General features: G+C 76.2%; 4 protein-coding genes. All 4 read right to left on the bottom strand.

Annotation, left to right across the window (positions count from 1 at the left end):
* Window positions 1-72 precede the first annotated feature (72 nt).
* Genes ACGFIS_RS22505 through ACGFIS_RS22490 form a run of 4 tightly spaced genes read right to left on the bottom strand, consistent with a single transcriptional unit; the run spans window position 73 to window position 17,240 of the window.
* On the bottom strand, window positions 73-5,589 hold the full coding sequence (locus ACGFIS_RS22505; RefSeq protein WP_392972354.1) for an amino acid adenylation domain-containing protein: 5,517 nt from the start codon (window positions 5,587-5,589) through the stop codon (window positions 73-75).
* Window positions 5,586-11,126: an SDR family NAD(P)-dependent oxidoreductase gene (locus tag ACGFIS_RS22500; protein ID WP_392972352.1), complete on the bottom strand. Its 5,541-nt coding sequence runs from the start codon at window positions 11,124-11,126 to the stop codon at window positions 5,586-5,588. Before ACGFIS_RS22500 ends, ACGFIS_RS22505 begins: the two co-directional genes overlap by 4 nt.
* Complete coding sequence (locus tag ACGFIS_RS22495) at window positions 11,095-16,050, bottom strand: amino acid adenylation domain-containing protein (RefSeq protein WP_392972350.1); 4,956 nt, start codon at window positions 16,048-16,050, stop codon at window positions 11,095-11,097. The genes ACGFIS_RS22500 and ACGFIS_RS22495 overlap by 32 nt, the downstream gene beginning before the upstream one ends.
* A complete protein-coding gene (locus ACGFIS_RS22490; protein ID WP_392906956.1) occupies window positions 16,047-17,240 on the bottom strand; it encodes a thioesterase domain-containing protein in 1,194 nt (397 codons plus the stop codon). The genes ACGFIS_RS22495 and ACGFIS_RS22490 overlap by 4 nt, the downstream gene beginning before the upstream one ends.
* Window positions 17,241-17,288: the final 48 nt, after the last annotated feature.

Below are 17,288 nucleotides of genomic sequence, written 5' to 3'. Positions count from 1 at the left end.
CGAACGGCTCCGCCGCTCATAGGTGTCCTTTCCTGGGGGAGGTCCCCCCGGCCCCCCGAACGGCTCCGCCGCTCATAGGTGTCCTTTCCTGAGAGCCGCCGCGCCCCCGCGCTCGCGGAGGGCCTGCCGTCCGACGAGGTCGTCGGGCGGCGCGTCGGGAACGTCCCGGTCGAACCGGCCCAGCACCCTGGTCCGCATGGCCACCGCGACGGCCACCCCCATGAGCAGGCCCAGCACGAGGTACATCAGCCCCAGCCCGCGTCCCGTACCGGTGCCGATCACCTGCCCGACGGTCGGGGCCAGCGCGCCGTCCGCCGCCATCAGCGGCTCCAGCAGCCGCTCGCCCAGCGGCACGGCGACGGCGAACCCCAGCGGCAGCGTCGACCAGGCGATCATCTGGTTGACCGCCAGGATCCTGCCGTGGAAGCGCTGCGGGAACTTGAGATGGATCAGCGTGACGTAGATGCCGTTGTGGATCGCCAGCCAGAAGTACAGGAAGAAAGCGCACACCGCCACGAACACCGGGTCCGGCCGCATCCCGGTGAGCGTCGCGGACGCCGCCAGCAGCAGCCCGGTCACCATCACGCCGTGGACGCGGCGCTCCCTGGGGCCGCCCCACACCGCGATCGCCAGACCGCCCGCCGCCACCCCGGCGCCGCCCACGACCGCCACCTGCCCGGCGGCCGACAGCGACCCGAATCCGAGCACCAGAGGCGCGAGCGACATCAGCAGCGGGGACAGCAGGATGTTGAACACCGCGAAGAAGCAGAGCAGCGCCCGGATCGGCCGGTTCCTCCACACCAGGCGGAACCCGTTGACCAGCTCCTCCCACAGGGTCTCCCGGCGCACCCGCCCCAGCCGTTCCGGGAACCGGACGAACGCCAGCACGGCGACGGCCACGAAGAAGCCGGCCACGTCCAGCGCCAGGACGCCGCCCAGCCCGACCGTGGACAGTAGCCACACCGCCGCCAGCGGAGCGCCGAACTGCGCGATGCCGTTCACCATCTGCGCCAGCCCGTTGGCGTGCCCGAGGAAATGCTTCGGCACCAGCTGCGGGATCGCGGTGGTGTAGGCGAGCCGCTGGAAGACGAACACCACCGAAAGGCAGGCGATCAGCGGGTAGACGTGCCAGATCCGCAGGGTGCCGGTCCACACCAGCGTGCCCAGGCACAGCTGCACCGTCCCGGCCGCGCCGGTGCTCCACAGCAGCACGGTCCGGCGGCTCAGCCGGTCCACGACCGCCCCGGCCAGCGGGCCCGCCAGCACGCCGGGGACGATGGCCAGCGTGGCGAACAGCGCGAACCGGGCCAGCGACCCGGTGGTCAGGTAGATCCAGATCGGCAGGGCGAAGTCGGTGACGGCGGAACCGGTGACCGCCGCGAGCTGCGCCGACGTGACCGCCAGGAAGCGGCGCAGGCCGGGCTCCGGTGCGGCGCGTCCGGCCGGTTCGCCGGGCCCGCCGCCGGACCGGGCGCCGTCGTCGGCGTCCTCCAGCCACCAGGTGGCGGCGGGTCCGCGCGCCTCCCGCCGCAGCGCGCCCGTGGTCCCGGCGGCCAGCGCGTCATGCGTCCCGGCGACGATCTCGGCCGTCTCCTCGGCCCGGTACCGGACGAAGTAGTGCCCGGCCTCGTCCAGCACCACCAGCGCCACCGAGCCGGAGAGGAACCGCCACTCCAGGTAGCGCTCCTGGTACATGTCGGTGACGCCGTCCTGCGCGCCGACCAGCGAGATGATCGGCGCGCGCAGCGGCGCCACCCGCTCGTGCAGCAACCGGGTGAAGTACTCCTCGGCGAGCACGCTGTCGCGGCGCATCGCCCTGGCCATGAACCGGACCTGCGCGTCCTCCAGGCCCGCCACGTCCGTGCCCAGCGCCCGCATCCGGACCTCGTACAACCGGTCGCCCAGGACGCGCTCGCGCAGCCGCAGCACCGGATCGGCGATCCGGCCGCGGGGACGGGCGAACGGGAAGATCGCGGCGAGGTAGACCGCCGTCACCTCGCGGCCCGCCGCCTCCAGCAGCCGCGCCAGCTCGACGGCCAGCGCGCCGCCGGCGCAGTGCCCGTACAGCGCGAGCGGGCCGTCGACGCGGTCCAGGATCTCCGCCGCGCAGCGCCGGGCGAGTTCCTCGACGGATTCTCCGGGCCGCTCACCGGCCGGGGACGGATCGCCGGCCAGGGACGGATCGCTGCCGGGGACGGCGACGGAGTACACCGCGCGGTCCTCCGGGAGGGCGTCGGCGAGGTCCCGGAAGGCCAGCGCCTGCCCGCCCGCGTACGGGACGCAGACGTAGCTGAGCGCGCACCGGCCGGGAGGCGGCGCCTTCAGCGCGTGCAGGAGGCCGGAACCGCGCTCGCGCGGGTCCTCCAGGAGCCGCGCGAACCGCCGCACGGTCGGGTTCTGGAAGAGGTCCATGACGCTCACCGACCAGTCACCGCCGCCGAGGAGGCGGCGCAGCCGGGTCAGCGCCTTGATCGCGGCCAGTGAGTGTCCGCCGCTCTGGAAGAAGTCGTCGTCGGCGCCGAGGCCGGGGTCGCCCAGGACGTCCCGCCATACCCCCGCGACCGTCCGCTCCAGCTCCGTCGCGGGTTCGGCGGACGGCTCCGGGGACGTGGGCAGGGAACCGGTGGGCTCCGCCGAGGGGACGGCCAGGGCCTTGCGGTCGACCTTGCCGTTGCGGCTGAGCGGCAGCCGCGGCAGCAGCCGGTACCGGCCGGGGACCATGTGGCGCGGCAGGGCCCGGTCCAGGTGGGAGCGCAGCGCCGCCGCGGCGGGTCCGGCTCCGGGCTCGGCGACGACGTGCGCCACCAGCTCGCCGTCCTGCGCGGTGACGACGCATTCGGCCACGTCCGGGTGGGCGGCCAGGTGCGCCTCGATCTCACCGAGCTCGACCCGGTGGCCGCGGATCTTGACCTGCGCGTCCCGCCGGCCGCGGAACTCGATGACCCCGTCGGGGCCGAACCGTCCCAGGTCGCCGGTCCGGTACAGCCGCTCCCCGCTGGACGGACGGCGCACGAAGAGGGCCGCGGTGAGTTCGGGGTCCCGCCAGTAGCCGCGGGCGACGCCGGCGCCGCCGACGTACTGCTCCCCGGTGACGCCGACCGGCACCGGCGCGCCGTCCTCGTCCAGGATGTGGACGGTGTGGTTGGCCAGCGGCCGCCCGTACGGGATGGACCGCCACTCCGGATCGACCTCGCCGACCGTGTGATGGACGCACCAGATGGAGATCTCGGTGGGCCCGCCCAGGCTGATCACCTCGGCGTTCGGCGCCACCGCCCGGATCCGGCCGGGCAGGCCGACGGGGATCCGGTCGCCCGACAGCAGCACCAGGCGCAGCGAGCCGAGGTCGGCGTCCTCGTGCTCGGCGTGCTCCACCAGCAGCTCCATCAGCGCCGGGACGGAGTTCCACACGGTGATCCGCGCGCGCTCGACCCAGCGGGCCCAGGCGGCCGGGTCCCTGGCGGCGGCGGGCTCGGGCATCACCAGGGCCGCGCCCGCGGCCGGCGCGCCGAACACGTCGTACACCGAAAGGTCGAAGCCGAGCTCGGCCAGGGACAGCACCCGGTCGTCCGGCCCGACACCGAACCGCCGGTTGACCTCCAGGCAGGTGTTGGCCGCGTTCCGGTGCTCGATCATCACGCCCTTGGGCGTCCCGGTGGAGCCGGAGGTGAACAGCACGTAGGCGAGATCTCCGGGACGCGAGGGGCCGAGTGCGCCGGCCGGCTCCGGTTCGCCGCCGGGCGGCGGGACGACCTGGCGCACGTCCAGTCCGGGCGGCCACGGGACGGATTCCGCCAGCCGGGGCTGGGTGAGCGCGATCCGGCATTCGCCGCGCTCGATGACGTGCCGCAGCCGCCGCCCGGGCAGGTCGGGACCCACCGGCAGGTAGGCGCCGCCCGCCCGCTGGATCGCCTGGACCGCGACGATCTGCTCCCAGCCGCGCTCCATGACGACGGCCACGAGTTCTTCGCGTTCCACTCCGGCCCCGGCGAGTTCCCGGGTGAGGTGCCGTACCCTGCGCTCGACCTCCGCACGGGTGAGCTCGCCGCCGGGGTGCACGACGGCGACCTCGCCCGGACGGGTCCGTGCCCGCCGGGCGAGGAGCCCGTGCAGCGTCGCGGGCGGGCCGAGGTCGGCGGCGGTGTCGTTCCACCGTGCCCGTTCCGCCCGCTCGTCCTCGGTGAGCATCTCCAGCTCGCTGAGCCGCGCGCCGGGACGCTCCGCGATCGAGCCGAGCAGCGTCTCCAGGTGCCCGGCCATCCGCGCGATGGTGGCGGCGTCGAACAGCTCGCGGTCGTAGACCAGCAGCCCGTCCAGCCCGCCCGACGGGCGGGCGGCGACGTGCAGCTCCAGGTCGAAGCGGGTCGCATGCTGCGCGACCGGGAACGGTTCGGCCGCCGGGCCGCCGGGCGGCCCGTCCGGGGGCGGGTCCGGATCGTGGAAGGTGAAGGTCACCTGGAACACCGGTGACCTGGCGGCGTCGCGCTCCGGCCGCAGGTCCCGCACGAGCCGCTCGAACGGCAGGCCCTGGTGGGCCAGGGCGTCCAGGGTGGTGTCCCGGGTGCGGGCGAGCAGCTCGGTGAACACGGGGTCGCCGGTCAGGTCCGCGCGCAGCGTCACCATGTTCACGAACAGGCCGACCAGGCCCTCCAGCTCCGGCAGCGGGCGGCCGCCCACCGGCGTCCCCACGGCCGGGTCGCGGCGGCCCGAGTGCCGCGCCAGCACGATCTGGTAGGCGGCCAGCAGCGTCATGAACGGTGTCGCGCCGTGCGCCCGCCCGATCTCCCCGAGCCGGCCGGCCAGGCCGGGGGACACCCGGAACGGGTGCGACGCCCCGGCGGAGGACGGCCCGGCGCCGCGCGGCCGGTCGGCCGGCAGCTCGATGGGCTCCAGGCCGTCCAGCCGCTCCCGCCAGTACTCCAGGTCGCGGTCCAGCGCGCCCTGCGACAGGTGATCCCGCTGCCAGGCCGCGTAGTCGCCGTACCGGACGGGCGGGTCGGGCGCGGGCGGCGCGTCCGGGCCGGCGGCGTAGCGCTCCCGGATCTCCCGGGCCAGCAGTCCCGCCGAGACGCCGTCGATCACCAGGTGGTGCGCGGTGACCAGCAGGACGTGGTCGTCACCGGCGATGCGCACGAGCAGGGCGCGCAGCAGCGGCCCCCGGGCCACGTCGAACGGCCGTGCCGCCGCACGGGCCACCAGTCCGTGCGCCTCCTCCACGCCTCCCGAGGCGTCCGCGCGTTCCATCGGCACCGGGGACGGGTCCGCGACGACGACCAGCGGCGAGCCGTCCGGGCCGGCGGGGAACCGCATCCGCAGGCTCTCGTGCCGGGCCGCGGCGCCGTCCAGGGCGGCGCGCAGCCGTGCCTCGTCCAGCGGCCCGCGCAGGCGCAGCGCCATGGGGACGTTGTAGGCCGCGGTGCCCGGCGCGAACTGCTCCATGAACCACAGCCGCTCCTGCGCGAACGACAGGGGCGGCGCCACGCCGTCCGGCAGGCGCCCGATCACCGGGCGCGCCGCAGCGGGTGCCCGGCGCCGCAGGCGCTGCTCCAGCAGCGCCCGCTTCGCCGGGCTCAGCCCCTGCGTGTCGCTCACGCGCCGACGCCTCCCGTGCCGGAGTCGGTGCTGCGCGGCAGGCGCGGGATGGTGGTGCCCCCGTCGCCGGACTCCCCGGGTTCCGGCGGGGACGCCTCGTCCGCGGCCACCAGCGCGGCGAACGCGGCGATGGTCGGCGCCTCGAACAGGGTGCGCATCGGCAGCCGCACGCCGATCTGCTTGCGCAGCAGCGCCAGGAACTGCACGCCGATGAGCGAGTTTCCGCCGAGCTCGAAGAAGTCGTCCTCGACCCCGATCTCCTCACCGCCCAGGACCTCGCCCCACAGCCGGGCCAGGGTGGCCTCCATCTCGGTGCGCGGCGCGACGAAACCGTCGGACGCGCGGCGGGCGGCCGCGGACGCGGCCCCCTCGCCCACCGCGGTCTCGACGGTCTCCTGGGTGAGCGCGCGGGTCTCCTCCAGGATCGCGGGCAGCGGCGTCGCGGTGACCGCCACCTGCGGGCCGAGCGGGGTGGCGAGCATCCGGGTGAACGCCTCGGCGCCGTCCGCGGGCCGGATCCCGGGCCCCCGGTCGGCGCCCACCCCCTCCTGCTGGGCGGGCGCGCCCGCCGGGCCGGCGCCGGCGGGGTCCTTGCGGGTGACGACGCCCATGACCCGGTCGGGGTCGACGCGGCGCAGCACGTAGTCGGTGATGGCCACGACCTCCCGGCCGTCCTCGTCGTACAGCGTCACGTCGGCGACGATCACCTCGTCCGTGCCGCTGTCGCGGAACACCAGGTGGCTCCACATCTTGGCGGGCATCGCCCCGCGCACCACCACGCGCCCGTAGCTGAGCGGCAGGTAGTGCCCCTCCACGCTGATGCGGGCGAAGGAGGTGGCCTCGTCCAGCATTCCGGGATGCAGCACCCAGCGGTCCAGGTCGGCGGCCACGATGCCCTCGGCGTGCAGGAACGCCAGCGCCTCGCCCTCGCCCATGTACCAGCTGCGCAGGTTGCGCCAGTGCGGCCCGTAGCTGAGCAGGCTGGACAGCGGGACGCCGCCGCGCCCGTCGGCCTGATCGCAGCGCGCCCGGACGGCGGCGATGTCGGCGACCGGCGCGGTACCGGGGTCGATCCGGCCCGCGCCGCCCCGGACGTGGTCGCGGACCTCCCCGCCGACGCGGCTGGAGATCCGCATGTCGATCCCGTCCGCCTCGGGCGTGAGGGTGACGCGGATCTGGGCCGCCTCGCCGTCCGGGACGGGCATGGGCTCGGTGAACGTCAGGTCGCGCAGCTCGATGACGGTGCCGTCGCCGTCCGCCGCGGGCAGCGCCGTGGCGGCGGCGCGGTGCGCGGTCTCGACGTATCCGGTGCCGGGCATGACCGGGACGGGGGTCATCCGGTGCTCGTCCAGCACCCAGTGGGTCTGCGCGGACACCTCGCCCGCGGCCCACGCGGCGCCCGCCTCGCCCGACAGCATCTCGGTGACGATCGGGTGGTCGACGGGCGTGGACCGCATCCCGCGCTGCAGGGCGCGGAACGCGGACGGGGCCTCGGCCTCGGCGGCCATGCCGACCTCCAGCCACCCGCCCCAGTCCAGCGAGACCACCCGGCACGGCCAGCCGTGCTCGCCGGACGCGTGCGCGTCCATGAAGGCGTTCGCGGCGCAGTAGTCGACCTGGCCGAACCCGCCCGCGACGGCGGTGACGGACGAGCACAGCACCACCGCGCGCAGGTCCAGGTCGCCGAACGCGTCGCGGAGCGCGAGCGTGCCGCCGATCTTGGGCGCCAGCACCCGTTCGGCGGCGGCGCGCTCCTTGACCTCGGCCATGCCGCCGCCGGCCACACCGGCGGCGTGCACGATCACGTCCAGCCGGCCGAAGCGGGCGAGGGTCTCCTCGCGGGCCCGGCGCAGCGCCGCCGCGTCGGTGACGTCGGCGGCGGCCACCATGACCTCGGTACCCGAGTCCCGCATCCGGCGGACGGCGGCGATGGCCCGCGCGGCGGGTCCGCCGTCGGCGGCGCGGGCGTCCCATTCGCTCTCGGGCGGGAGGCCGGAGCGGGACGCCAGCACCAGCCGGGCTCCCGCGCGCCGGGCGAGGTCCTCGGCGAGGGTGATGCCGATGCCGCCGAGGCCGCCGGTGACGAGGACGACGTCGTCCGGGCCGATCGGCGGCGGCGCGCCGCCGTCCGCGCCGGGGACGGTCACGCGCTCCCATTCCTCGATCCAGCGGCGTCCCCCGCGCAGCGCGACATCGGCGTCCCCGCCCAGTTCGGCCAGGACGGCGGCCGGGTCGGCGAGCGGCTCGACGGGGTCGAGGTCCACGTGCCGGACGGTCAGCCAGGGCGCCTCCAGCGGCACCACCCGGGCGATGCCGGCGACGGTGGCGTGCTCGGGCCGGGTCACGTCCCGCCCGGTGACGGCCCGCGTCCCGGCGGTGAGCACGTCGAGCCGGGTCTCGGGCGGCTCCGCCGCGGACAGCGCCTGGACGAGGGTCAGCAGGCTGAAGAAGCCCCGGTCCTGAGCCTGCAGGGCAGCCTCGGGGCCCGCGGCCGGTGAACCGGACAGCGCCCAGGCGTGGACGATGCGGCCGGGGACGTCCCCGAGGTCGGAGATGAGCGCCTCGTAGTCGGCGGGCTCGGCCGGGCGGACGGCGTGGACTCCGTCGCCGGCCCTGCCGTAGGCGTCGCCGGGACGGACCTCGACGACCTCGGCGCCCGCTTCCCGCAGTGCCGCGACGAGCCCGGCGGTGCCGTCGTCCACGAACGCCAGGCAGCGGCCGATCGGCTCCGGCGAGCCCGGTGCCCGCGGCGCCTGCCGCCAGGCGGGGACGGTGAACCACTCCTCCAGGGGCAGGTTCGCCTCGCCGCCGATGTGCGGGACGACGGCCAGCGGCCCGACGCCCTCCGCGGGCTCGATCCAGGCGCGCTTGCGCTCCCAGGGGTAGCCGGGCAGTGAGACGCGGCGGCCTTCGGCGGCCGGTCCGGTGAGGTCGATGCCCCGCGTCCAGAGCGCCCCGGCGGCGGCGTAGAGGGTGTGCAGGTCGGAGCCCTTGTCGCGCGGACCCGGCAGGCTCGGCGCCGGGCGGGCCGCGTCGCGGCCCAGTTGCATCCGGACCAGGCTCGACAGCTGGCGGCCCGGCCCGCACTCGACGAACAGCCACTCGCCCTCGTTCAGCAGCGTCTCCACGCCCGCGCCGAACCGGACCGCCTCGCGCAGGTGCCGCGCCCAGTAGGACGGGTCGGTCGCCTCCTCGGCGGTGATCCAGGTGCCCGAGACGTTCGAGACGAACGGCATCCGGGGCGCGGACCGGGGCGTCTCCTCCACCAGCTGCCGGAACCGGCCCAGGATCGGCTCCATCATCGGTGAGTGGAACGCGTGGGAGGTGCGCAGCGGCGTACCGGCGACGCCCTCCGCCGCCAGTTCGGACGCGAACGCGTCCACGGCCTCGGCCGGCCCGGCGACGACGCAGGTGCCGGGCGCGTTGACGGTGGCGACCGCCAGGTCGGCGGGGAGCCGCGTGCGGACCTCCTCCTCGTCCAGCGGCACCGCGAGCATCGCTCCCGGCGGCATCTCCTGCATCAGCGCGCCGCGGGCGGCGACGAGCCTGAGGGCGCCGGGCAGGTCGAACACCCCCGCGACGGTCGCGGCGGCGTACTCGCCGATGCTGTGCCCGATCATCGCGGCCGGTTCCAGGCCCCACGACAGCCACAGCCGCGCCAGCGCGTACTCGACCGTGAACAGGGCGGGCTGGGTCAGCCGGGTCTGCCGGAGCCGCTCGTCGCCGTCCCCGCCGCGGGTGAGGACGGTCTCGCGGATGTCCTCGCCGAGTTCGCCGGCGAGGATCGCGGCGCACTCGTCGACGGCGTCCCGGAACACCTGCTCGGCCTCGTAGAGCTGCGCGCCCATGCCCGCGTACTGCGCGCCCTGCCCGGAGAACAGCAGCGCGACCTGCGGGGTGCGGCGGGGCACGGCGCCGGTGACGAGGCGCCGCGGGTCGCGGAGCGCGGCGACGGCCTCGTCGATGTCGGCGGCCACGACCACGGCGCGGCGGCCCATCCTGCGCCGTCCCTCGCGCAGGGTGAAGGCGACGTCGGCGAGGTCCAGGTCGCGGTCGCCGTCCAGATGCGCGGCGAGCCGCTCGCATGACGCCTCCAGCGCGGTCTCCGTGCGGGCGGAGACGTGCAGCAGATGCAGCGGGCGCGGCTCCCGGGCGGGGCGGTCCCGGGCCGGCGCCTCCTCCAGGACGAGGTGCGCGTTGGTCCCGCCGATGCCGAAGGAGCTGACGCCCGCCCGCCTCGGGGCGCCGTTCGCCTCCCACTTCGCGAGGGAGGCGTTGACGTAGAACGGGTTCTCGCCGAAGTCGATCCTGGGGTTGGGGGACTCGTAGTGCAGGCTCGGCGGGATCGTCCCGTGCTCCAGCGCCAGCACCGTCTTGATCACCCCGGCGATCCCGGCTGACTGCCCCAGATGCCCGATGTTGGTCTTGACCGAGCCGATCGCGCACCAGCCGGTGTCCGGACTGGCCTGGCCGAACACGTTCGACAGCGCGCCGACCTCGATCGGGTCGCCCAGCGCCGTCCCGGTTCCGTGCGCCTCCACGTAGGACACGGTGCGGGCGTCCACCCCGGCGACGCCGAGGGCCTGCGCCACCACCGCCGACTGGCCCTCCACGCTCGGTGCGGAGAACCCCACCTTGTTGGCGCCGTCGTTGTTGATCGCGTTGCCGAGGATCACCGCGCGGACGTTGTCGCCGTCCTCCAGCGCGTCCGCCAGCCGCTTCAGCACCACGATCCCGCCGCCGCTGCCCCAGATCGTGCCCTTGCCCCCGGCGTCGAAGGCGCGGCAGTGCCCGTCCGGCGAGGTGATGCCGTCGTCGTCGTAGATGTAGCCGTGGCCGGCGGGCACCTCGATGGTCGCGCCGCCGGTCAGCGCCATGTCGCACTCGCCGTTGCGCAGCGCCTCGCAGGCGGTGTGCACGGCGACCAGCGAGGTGGAGCAGGCGGTGTGCAGCGTGATGCTGGGCCCGCGCAGGTCGAGCTTGTAGGACGCGAGCGTGGCGCAGTAGTCGGCGTGGTTGCTGACCATCACCGCGAGCCAGCCCGCGTTGGCGTACGCCTTGGGATTGCTGCGGATGTTGATCCATTGGTAGACGTCCGGACCCACCCCGCCGTACACGCCGATCTCGCCCGGGTAGCGGGTCGAGTCGTAGCCGGCGTCCTCCAGCGCGGTGTGCGCCAGCTCCAGGAACAGCCGGTGCTGCGGGTCGCGGATCTCCGCCTCGCGGATCGACATGCCGAAGAACGCGGCGTCGATGGAGTCGTGGTCGTCCAGCACCATCGCGGCCGGCACGAAGTTCGGGTCGTTCAGGACGTGCTCGGCCACGCCCAGCTCGCGCTGCTCGTCCGGGGAGTAGTAGCGGATCGCCTCCGCGCCCTCGGCGAGGTTGTCCCAGAACCGCCGGGCGTCGCCGGCGCCGGGGACCCGGCAGGCCAGCCCGATGATCGCGATCGGTTCCACGGCCTGCCCGCCGTGCTCGTCGTGTTCTCCGTGGTCGTCCTGGCGGTCAGCCGGGGAGGCCGTGTGGGGGGTCGTCATGGTCCGCGTCCTTCTGGTTGCCGTGCGCCGGTCGCGTGGGTGAAGAGGGGCGGTCGCGCCGCCGGGAGCGGGAGCGACGGGCGGCGGCCCGCCGGGTCGCCCGGTCGAGGCCGGGGCTGTGGCGGGCGCCGCCTTCGAGGAAGGCGGCCAGTTCCCGGACGGTGGGGTGGCGGAACAGCTCGACCACCGGGACGCGGCGGCCGAGGGCCTGGTCCAGGCGGGCCTGCACGGCCATGATCGCCAGCGAGTGGCCGCCGATGTCGAAGAAGTTGTCGCGCGGGCCGACCCGCAGCCGCCCCAGCACCGCGCCCCACGCCTCGGCCACGACCCGTTCGGTGGGGGTCAGGGGCCCGCCGGACGCGGGCGGGAGCGGACGCCGCCGCTGCCGGGGCAGCGCGGAGCGGTCCACCTTGCCGCCGCGGGTCAGCGGGATCGCCGGGACCAGGCGCACGTCCGCCGGGACGGCCGCGTCCGGCAGCTTCGCGCGCAGGTGGGCCAGCAGGCCGGCCGGGGTGAGTTCGGGATGCTCGGGCACCGCGTAGCCGTGGACGACGCGCGCGCCGGCCGCGTCCACGGCCGTGGCGGCGGCGGCCGCCCTGACGCCGGGATGGTCCAGCATCGCGGCCTCGACCGCGCCGAGCTCCACCCGGTACCCGCGGATCTTCACCTGGTCGTCGGCGCGTCCCGCGAGCTCGACCGCGCCGTCCGGCGCGTACCGTCCGAGGTCGCCGGTGCGGAAGATCCGGTCGCCGGGGTCGGCGGCGCCGGGCGTGGCGCCGAAGCCCCGCCCGGTCAGGGACGGGTCGAGGTACCCGTCGGCGAGATGGCGGCTGCGGATCACCACCTCGCCCAGCTCGCCGGTTCCGCAGACGCGGTCCGCGGGGTCGACGACCAGCAGGCGGCTGCCGGGGATGCCGCGTCCGACGGGGACCGGGTGCGCCGTCGCGGTCAGCCGGGCCGGATCGACCTCGTGGCGGGAGTGGCCCTGCGGGGTCTCGGTGGTGCCGTACAGGTTCAGCATCCGGGCGTTCGGGGCGAGGACGGCCAGGCGGAGCGCGTCGTCCTCGGTGAGGCGGTCGCCCGCGAGCGCGATCAGCCGCAGGCCGGGGATCGGCTCGGCGGCGGCCGCGCAGAGCATCCGGGCCAAGGGCGGGGTGAGGTGGGCGACCGTGACCTCCTGCGCGCGCAGCCATTCCGCAAGGGGTCCCGGGTCGCGCACCATCGGCCCGCCGGGCACGCACAACCGGGCCCCGGCGGCGAGCGGGACGAACATGTCGCGCAGCGCGGGGTCGTGGGACAGGCCGGACAGCAGCGCGACGCGGTCGCCGGGGCCGATCCCGTGCGCGGTCGTGTACCAGTCGACGAAGCGGGCCAGCGGGCGGTCCGACGTGACGACCGCCTTGGGCCCGGACGTGGTGCCCGAGGTGAGGGAGATGTAGCCGCGCGGCGACTCGGTGCCGTCGGCGGGCCCGCCGTCCTCGACGAGGACGGCCGGGAGGTCGCGGAGGGCGCCGTCGTCCTCGGCGGCGCCGGGGCCGCGCAGCCGGGCGCGGGCTCCGGCGGCGGCGGCCTGCGCCCGCCGTACGGCCGGTGGATCGGACGGGTCGAGGATCGCCCAGCGCGCCCCGGAGGCCAGGACGCCCAGCAGCAGGCCGGGCAGGGCCACGTCCCTGATCGCCGGTACCGCCACCGTCTCGCCGGGGCGGACGCCCGCCGCGCGCACGGCGGCGGACGTGCGGCGGCTCAGGAGGGCGAGCTCGCCGTAGGTCAGCTCGCCCCCGGCCCCGGAGGCCGCGACGGCGTCCGGCGCCGCCCGGCGCACCCGTTCCAGGACTCCCGGCCCCGTCCATTCCGGGAGCGGCTCGTCCCAGTCCGGCGCGGCCGGGTCGCGCAGCGACGCCTCGCGCACCGGCTCGTGCGGGCGGGCGACGAGGTCCCCGAGCAGCCGCAGGTAGCCCGCGAGCAGCGCCTCGACGCGGTCGCCGTCGAACAGGTCGGGGTTGTGGACGACCTGGAACGCCAGCCCGCCCGGGGTCCGGTCGGCGTACATGGTCAGGTCGAACAGGGACCCGGGCAGCCCCGCCTCGACCGGTTCGGCGGTGCAGCCGGGAAGGCGGAGCCGGGGCCCGGCGAACCCGAACATGTTGAAGGCGACCTGCGCGAGCGGCCCCCGTCCCAGGTCGCGCGGGACGCCCAGCGTCTCGACGATCCGCTCGAACGGCAGGTCGCCGTGGGCGCTCGCCTGGGCGAGTTCGTCCTGGCAGCGCCGCACGTGGCAAGCGAAGTCCGCGCCGCCGTCGACCCGCAGCCGCAGCGGCAGGATCCGCAGGCAGCACCCGACCAGGTTCTCGAACGCGGCGTCCGGGCGGTCGGCGTACGGGGTGGCGACGACCAGGTCGTCCTGGCCGGTGAGCCGGTGCAGCAGCACCCCGAAGGCCGCCAGCAGCACGGCGTACGGGGTGGCGCCGAGCGAGACGCCGAGGGCGTCGACGGCGGCGGCGAGCTCCGGGCCGGTCCGGGCGGCGGTGCGTTCGCCGCGGAAGGTCTGCACGGGCGGGCGGGCGCGGTCGCGGGGGAGGTCGAGCACCGCCGGCGCGCCGGCCAGGTGGTCCTTCCACCACGCCGCCTGGTCCGTCCCGTGGCGCCTCGCCCGCTCCAGCGACCACGCGACGTAGTCCGCGAAGCCCGCCCGTGCCGGCGCGGCGGGCGTCCCGGCGTACGCGGCGGCGAGGTCGCCGGCGAGCACGCCCTGGGACCAGCCGTCGAAGACGATGTGGTGGACGGTCAGCGCCAGGACGTGGTCGTCGTCGCCGAGCCGGAGCAGCCGGGCGCGCAGCAGCGGCCCGGCGGCCAGGTCGAACGGCGTGGACGCCTCGTCCGCGAGGGCCCCGGCCAGCCGGGACTCGCCGACCTCGTCGACGGGCAGCGGCACCTCGCCGGGCGGGTCCACGACCACGTAGGGGACGCCGGACCGCTGCCGGACGCGCCAGCGCAGCACGTCGTGCCGGGCGACCACGGCGGTCAGCGCCGCGCGCAGCGCGTCCGCCGAGAGCGGGCCGCGCAGCCGCTCCGCGATCGCCACGTTGTGCACGGGGGTGCCCGGCGCGAGCTGCTCGACGAACCAGAGCCTCCGCTGCATGGCCGACAGCACCGGTCCGTCCGGCGCGGCGCGTACCGGGCCGCGGAGGAGCGGGGGAGCCGCGGCCACCCGGGCCTGCAGGCCGGCCAGCGTCCGCCCGGCGAAGACGTCCTCGACGGTGACGTCGCGGCCCAGCTCGGCGCGCAGCGCGGAGACGATCCGCATGGCCCGCAGCGAGTGGCCGCCGGACTCCAGGAACCCGTCGCCGGGCCCGGGAGCCGGTGACCGCAGGACGCGCGCCCAGATCCCGGCGACCGTCCCGTTCCCGCTCGCGGACGGCGCCGGTTCCGGGACCGCCCGGCCGCGCAGCTCCTCCAGGTCGACCTTGCCCGCGGTGTTGAGCGGCAGCGCGTCGAGCCGGACGAGGCGGGTCGGCAGCATGTAGGCGGGCAGCCGGCCGGCGCAGTGGGCGCGCAGCTCGTCCAGGTCCGGCGCCCCGCGAGGCGTGACGTAGGCGACCAGCTCGTCCGCCGCGACGCCGGCGACCGCCTGGAGCACGCCGGGATGGCCGCGCAGGACGGTCTCGACCTCGCCGGTCTCGACCCGCTGGCCCCGGATCTTCACCTGCCGGTCCAGCCGTCCGAGGAAGGCGATCCGCCCCTCCGCGTCCAGGACGACCCGGTCGCCCGTGCGGTACAGCCGCGCGCCCGGTTCGCCTCCGAACGGGTCGGGGACGAAGCGTTCGGCGGTGAGGGCGGGCCGCCCCAGATAGCCGCGCGCCACCTGCGGGCCGCCGATCCACAGCTCGCCCGGGACGCCCGGCGGGCAGGGGCCGCCCCGCTCGTCCAGGATGTGGGCCCGGCAGCCGGGGAGCGCGCGGCCGATCGGGAGCGGGCGGTCCCAGTGGCCGGTCAGCTCCGTGCCGACCACGCACACGGTCGTCTCGGTCGGGCCGTACCAGTTGTGGAACCTCCGCTCCGGCGGCTTCGACCAGCGCTCCACCTGTTCCGGGCCGGCCGGCTCGCCCGCGGTGACCAGGTCGCGCAGGTTCGGCATCCCCTCGGGGTCGAGCAGCGGCAGAAGGGCCGGGGGCAGGAAGCCCCACGTCACGTCGTGCTCGCCCAGGAAGCGCTGGAGCCGGCCGGGGTCGTCGCGGTCGCCGTCGCCGACGAGTTGCACGCTGCCGCCTCTGGTCAGCGGTGCCAGCATGTCCAGGACGGACACGTCGAAGCCCAGCGCGGAGAACGCGATCGAGCGGCACGTCCCGTCCAGCCCGAACCAGTCGGCCGCCATGGTCACGAACGCCACGGCGCTGCGGTGGGCGACGGTCACGCCCTTGGGCTCGCCGGTCGACCCGGACGTGTAGAGGACGTAGGCGGCGTTCTCGGGCGCGGCCGCGTTCGGCGGCGGATCGTCCGGGTCATCTGGATTGTCCAGGTCGTCCGGCGACGGTACGAGCAGGCGCGGGCCGAGGCCGTCCAGGAGTTCCCGGCCCGTCTCGTCGGCGACGACCACGTCGATGGCGGCGTCCGCGATGACGCCGGCCAGCCGTCCCCGCGGATGGGACGGGTCGAGCGGCACGTAGGCGCCGCCCGAGAGCAGGACGCCGAGGACGGCGACGGGCATGAGCGGCGTCCGCCGGAGGCACACCCCGACCCGCTGCTCCGGGCCGATGCCGAGCCGTCGGAGGTCCCGGGCCAGCGCCGCGGCGGCTCCGGCCAGGGCCCGGTAGGTGAGGGTGTCGTTCCACTGCCTGACGGCGATGGCGTCGGGGGTCCGCGCGGCCTGGGCCGTGATCAGGTCTCCCAGGAGCGGGGGCGGTGGGGCGGCCGGCGCCTCGGTCACCGGGCCTCCCCGGGGATCTCGAAGCGGAGCCGCCATCCGTCACGTGCGACGGCCACGGCCGCGAGCCCTCCCGGTACGGGGAAGTGAGTGACCCGCCACGCCTCCAGCCGTTCCATCCCCGGGGCCGCGCCGGGACGCCACGGCTCGCCCGCGTCGCGCCGGACGAACCCGAAACCGGCGGGGTCGCAGGCCGGGGCGTTCCCGGCCGCCCGCAGGACGGCCTTCTTCGCGACGTGGATGCTCACCGCGGACAGCAGCCGCGTCTCCGCGGGCTCGGCGTCGAGGTCGGCCCGCTCCGCCGGATCGAAGAGGCTCTCGTCGACGCCCTCCGGGGGCGGCAGGCGTTCCACGGCGATGCCGGCGCGCAGGCCCCGCGTGACCGCGGTGACGGTGAGACCTCCCGATTCTGCGGCGCCGATCCGGAGGCCGGGCCGTGCGCCGTCGTACCGGCGCAGGATCTCCGGCCGCGTCGCGAGCCAGACGTGGACCTCGTCGTCCTCCGGCGGTCCGGGAGCGCGGCCGCTCCCGCCGGTCAGGTCCGCCGCGATGATCGCGGCCATGCGCTCGGCCTGCCCGTGCAGGAACATGTGCCCGCCCGCCAGGGTGTGCAGCCGGAACCCCGCCGTGGTGTGCCTGGCCCAGCCCGCCATCTTCGCCGGGGGGAACTCCCTGTCGTCCGACCCCGCGAACGCCGTGACGGGGACGTCCAGAGCCGGTTCCGGCCGGTACCGGTACGCCCTGATCCAGGCGAAGTCCGCGCGCAGCGCCGGCAGCGCCAGGGCGCGCAGTTCGGGCTCGTGGCGCAGGTCCGGCGGTGCTCCCGCGCGGTCGATCAGCTGCTCGATGAAGTCGGCCTCGGGCAGGTTCGCCAACCGGGCCAGCGGCTCGGGAAGGTGGGGCGGGAGGGCCGCGCCGACGAAGAGCCGGACCGGCATCGGCGCGCCCGTCCGGCGGAGCTCGCGCACCACCTCGAAGGAGAGGCGGGCGCCCATGCTGTGCCCGTACAGCGCGTAGGGGCCCCGCGCCCGGCACGCCACCGCCGCGGCGATCTCGGGGACGGACGGCGCCTCCGCCGGCTCGCCGGCCTGCCCGTCCCGGCCGGGGACCTTGAGGGGCTGCAGGTCGATGGCGGCCGGGAACCCGCGCCGCCACGACCAGTACGCGGTCGCGCCGCCGCCTGCGTAGGGCAGGCACAGAAGCGCGCACTCGGCGTCTTTCCGGGGTGGGCCGAACCAGCG

Source organism: Spirillospora sp. NPDC048824 (assembly GCF_043198455.1).
In the GTDB taxonomy this organism is placed as follows: domain Bacteria; phylum Actinomycetota; class Actinomycetes; order Streptosporangiales; family Streptosporangiaceae; genus Spirillospora.
Note: the sequence above shows the minus strand (reverse complement) of the source record. Positions and strands in the feature narration are given on the sequence as shown.